Annotated in this window: 6 protein-coding genes; 2 read left to right on the top strand and 4 right to left on the bottom strand. The window is 40.0% G+C overall.

Annotation, left to right across the window (positions count from 1 at the left end; all coding sequences use genetic code 11):
- Positions 1 to 56: 56 nt before the first annotated feature.
- Positions 57 to 236 (top strand): DUF5325 family protein, encoded by a 180-nt coding sequence (locus IEX12_RS22890; RefSeq protein WP_088050039.1) that lies wholly within the window; start codon positions 57 to 59, stop codon positions 234 to 236.
- 6 nt (positions 237 to 242) lie between these two features.
- Here IEX12_RS22890 and IEX12_RS22885 read toward each other — a convergent pair whose 3' ends face one another.
- Both IEX12_RS22885 and IEX12_RS22880 read right to left on the bottom strand, forming a co-directional pair.
- Positions 243 to 1052 carry an inositol monophosphatase family protein gene (locus tag IEX12_RS22885; RefSeq protein ID WP_088050038.1) on the bottom strand — a complete coding sequence of 270 codons (810 nt, stop codon included), beginning with the start codon at positions 1050 to 1052 and terminating at the stop codon, positions 243 to 245.
- A 153-nt stretch (positions 1053 to 1205) separates the two neighbouring features.
- The gene (locus IEX12_RS22880; RefSeq protein ID WP_088050037.1) at positions 1206 to 1397 is read right to left on the bottom strand and encodes a YkzI domain-containing protein; all 192 of its coding nucleotides are present in this window, start codon (positions 1395 to 1397) and stop codon (positions 1206 to 1208) included.
- Positions 1398 to 1607: 210 nt separating this feature from the next.
- On the opposite strand from IEX12_RS22880, the gene IEX12_RS22875 reads away from it, so the two are divergent.
- Positions 1608 to 2228: a DUF1054 domain-containing protein gene (locus IEX12_RS22875; RefSeq protein ID WP_088050036.1), complete on the top strand. Its 621-nt coding sequence runs from the start codon at positions 1608 to 1610 to the stop codon at positions 2226 to 2228.
- A 16-nt stretch (positions 2229 to 2244) separates the two neighbouring features.
- Here IEX12_RS22875 and IEX12_RS22870 read toward each other — a convergent pair whose 3' ends face one another.
- Together IEX12_RS22870 and IEX12_RS22865 are read right to left on the bottom strand one after the other, a co-directional pair.
- Positions 2245 to 2523, bottom strand: a complete 279-nt coding sequence (locus IEX12_RS22870; protein ID WP_088050035.1) for a UPF0223 family protein — start codon at positions 2521 to 2523, stop codon at positions 2245 to 2247.
- A 19-nt stretch (positions 2524 to 2542) separates the two neighbouring features.
- Positions 2543 to 3499, bottom strand: a complete 957-nt coding sequence (locus tag IEX12_RS22865; RefSeq protein ID WP_088050034.1) for an NAD(P)H-dependent flavin oxidoreductase — start codon at positions 3497 to 3499, stop codon at positions 2543 to 2545.
- Positions 3500 to 3643 lie beyond the last annotated feature (144 nt).

Genomic DNA, 3643 nt, shown 5'->3' with positions numbered 1-3643 from the left:
GCGTTCGCCCAAAGGCTTGGCGAATGCCAAGTTTTCTAAAATTTAGGAGTGAAAAAATGAAGAATATTAACCTCCCTATGTTATTGTTGGCCACACTGGTAATTGCCATGTTTCTAGCTGTTGGTGTCGCAATTTCCTATCACAATATCTGGTTCGTTCTCTTGTTTATCCTGCTTGGCTTTGCCACAATGGGATTAGGATTAACTATTAAACGAAAAAGAAGTGGCTCGCAATAATGCAAGTCACTTCTTTCCTTTTTCAATGAAATCTTTGATAACAGGCTTTCGTATAGCTGGATTGCCGGTAAATACGGAATTACGTCCCAGCATGTCAACTGGTTCTCCGGAAATAGTTGTGGTTACCCCGCCAACTTCATTCACGATCACAATTCCTGCCGCCACATCCCACGGAGCAAGACTTAACGTTAAATAGCCGTCCAGGATCCCTTCCGCCACATAAGCAAACTCCAATGCAGCGGATCCATAAGTTCTCGTTCCCCGGACTGTCTTAACCAGATGCTGCATTCTTGTTTCGTCAACTAAGCGGTTTTCACAAAGCCAAAAGTGATTCAAGCTCAATATTGCTTCATGCAGTTGCACATTTTCCCGTAAATGGGCTAACCTGTCATCATTCTTATATGCCCCTTCACCGCGTTTTGCACTATACAGAATATCATCCATCACATTATAAATAAGACCGATTTCCCCAATGCCATCATGATAAATACCAATTGAAATAGCAAAATTACGTTTTTGATGGACAAAATTCATCGTTCCGTCAATTGGATCAACTATCCAGACAGTGTCGACCAAAGACTGGAGATCGTCACCAAAACCCTCTTCACTCAATAATGAATGATCTGGATATGTTTCTTTTATTAACGATGCAAAAAACTGCTCCGTTTCTTTATCCATATGTGTTACGAGATCATTCGGGTTTGATTTTGTCTCCACTGTTAATGGATCATTAATTTTTTCCCTAATTATCGTACCAGCTTGAAGCACCCAGGCTCTTGCCTGATTGTAGATTTCTTCACGTGTTTCCACATTCATATGTACTCCTCCAATGCTCTGATTATTACTATACTATCAAACCCATAACCCATAGTCATTAAAAACGAACATCCCAAGGAACCAAAAAACAGACAAAAATGACCGCTATGTAAAGAATGTAAAACATAGGCGGTCAACTATACCTTACAGCTGTTATTCATTTTCAATCTCAAGTAATTGTTTTCGCAGTTGTTCTAATCGCTCTTTTGTCTTTATGATTTGAACAGTATCATTGGCTTTCAACGCATCGTGAAGTGTAACAAGCTCATAATCGATTTCCATGCGAATGACAGGAAGTTTTTCCTGAGCTTCTTTTCGCCTTAATGCTTCCATTACATACTTCATGTCCCTACATCCTTTCAGATGGCTTTTATTATATATATGATAAAACAGCAATTTCGTTCAACATTTTCCAATTATCTATATTCTTTATTATCAATACCCACTTCCATTCCTTTTTAAACGGTTTAACTTGACTGTATTTCATCTATACTTAATAATTATTATAATCTTAATAAATCCAATGTAGGTTACATAAAGAAAGGATGATGCATCATGACGTTTAACGGCTTTACTGCACAGGACTTTGCTACATTTTCAATTGACGGGTTAGAGGAAAGGATGGAGGCTATTCAAAACCGGATTCAGCCAAAATTCCAGGAAATCGGTAGCGAATTAGTCGATCATTTGCAATCGAAATTAGGGAATGAAATGTTTTTGCATATCGCCAAGCATGCAAGAAGATCCGTCAACCCACCAAAGGATACGTGGCTTGCCATCGCAAATAATAAACGGGGCTATAAAAAACATCCGCATTTCCAGGTCGGATTGTGGGACGATCGCGTTTTCGTATGGCTGGCATATATTTATGAACTACCGAACAAAAACGAAATGGCTGAAGTATTTCTGCAACACCTGGATCAGCTTGAACAAATACTGCCACAAGATTATGACCTCTCGCTGGATCATATGAAGAAGTCCAATGAGCAAATTAAAGATGTAGCCATAAAGGACGTTTTAGACCGCTTTAAAAATGTCAAAAGCTCCGAGTTATTAATCGGAAAACAATTTGAAGCAAGTGATCCAATTTTGACAGACGGCAGTAAATTTTTAAATGAAGTAAAATCTATCTATGATAAGTTGATCCCGATTTATCAAATGTCTCTTGAAAAATGATAAAAGAGCGGCTCATTTAGGAGCTGCTCTTTTTCATTCTGATTAGTCTATCATTTTCTTTCGCCTGCTTAACAACATGATAGCTTGAATAACCGGAAGCTTTTTCGAAATCGGAAAACAGCTTCTTCTCTTCACTTTTCGATGGGACAATCTGCTTGAATCGTTTGTAAGCAAGCATAATGTCATTACTTTTTGCATTTTTTTCGTATGCCCTCTCTATCATCGTAAAAAAATTTACGACATCAACAATTTCTTCTTTCGACCATGTTTCATCAATCGGATAATGATAATTCAAGGTGTTTTCCTCCTGTTGGTTACTTCCATTTATTGCGAATATCCGCTGCTTCTTTTATTAAATCAGTTATCAGTTCACTTACAGCTGGAACTGTATGAATCCTGGCAGCAATTTGTCCTGCCCAGCCAAAACCAGCCGCTGCTTCACCATCATAAATATATCGTTTATTTGCTTGCCCGCTAATGAAATCCTTCATCTCCTCATATGTAGCTTGCTTTTGTTCCATTTCAAGTATACGGTCTGTCCACTCATTTCTTAATGCCCTTGCTGGCGCTCCTAATGTTTGCTTAATCACTGTTGTGGCGTTTTCATCAGCGTCAAGTAATGCTTGCTTGTATGCAGGATGCGCATCAACACATTCCTTTGTCGCAATAAATCGCGTACCCATTTCAATTCCCTCAGCGCCGAGTGCAAGCGCAGCCATCAGCCCCCGGCCATCACCAATTCCACCTGATGCAATAACAGGAATAGAAACGTGATCAACTACTTGTGGGGTCAATACAAGTGTCCCGACATCCCCGCGTCCGAGATGCCCGCCACCTTCCTGACCAACCACCATAACTGCGTCAGCACCTAATTCTTCTGCCTTCTCCGCCTGTCTTCTTGCGGCTACTAACACAAGTTTTTTAATTGGATGTGGATTAACCATGTCGAGTACGCCCTTTGGATTCCCTCCAGTAACTGAAATAACTGGTACTTTTTCGTCTATTGCCATCTGGACCATATGCTCAAATGGCCGTCCATGCTGGCCAATCGCAAAATTTACGCCAAATGGTTTATCTGTTAGCGTTTTTACCCGACGTATTTCTTTCTGTAGTTCATCTGGGCTCCCTAAACTCATGGCTGTAATCTGCCCTAATCCGCCAGCGTTTGATACGGCTGCGGCTAAATCAGCATAAGCAAGATATGCCAAACCGCCCTGAATAATCGGATAATCAATGTGGAGTAATTCTGTTATTTTCGTCGCCCATTTCATAAAAAATCCCCTTAAATGATTATTAATCTTAGCCTATCATGTCCGATTGCTTCTGGCTAATACAACATACTACAGTAATAGGTAAAGGAACATCATAATGCTTTCTTAGAAAACTTGGCATTCGCCAAGCCTTTGGGCGAATGA

The sequence above is a fragment of the Lentibacillus populi genome (genome assembly GCA_014642895.1).
Lineage (GTDB): Bacteria > Bacillota > Bacilli > Bacillales > Amphibacillaceae > Lentibacillus_C > Lentibacillus_C populi.
The sequence above is the reverse complement of the archived record's forward strand: the minus strand, read 5'-3'. Positions and strand labels throughout refer to the sequence as shown.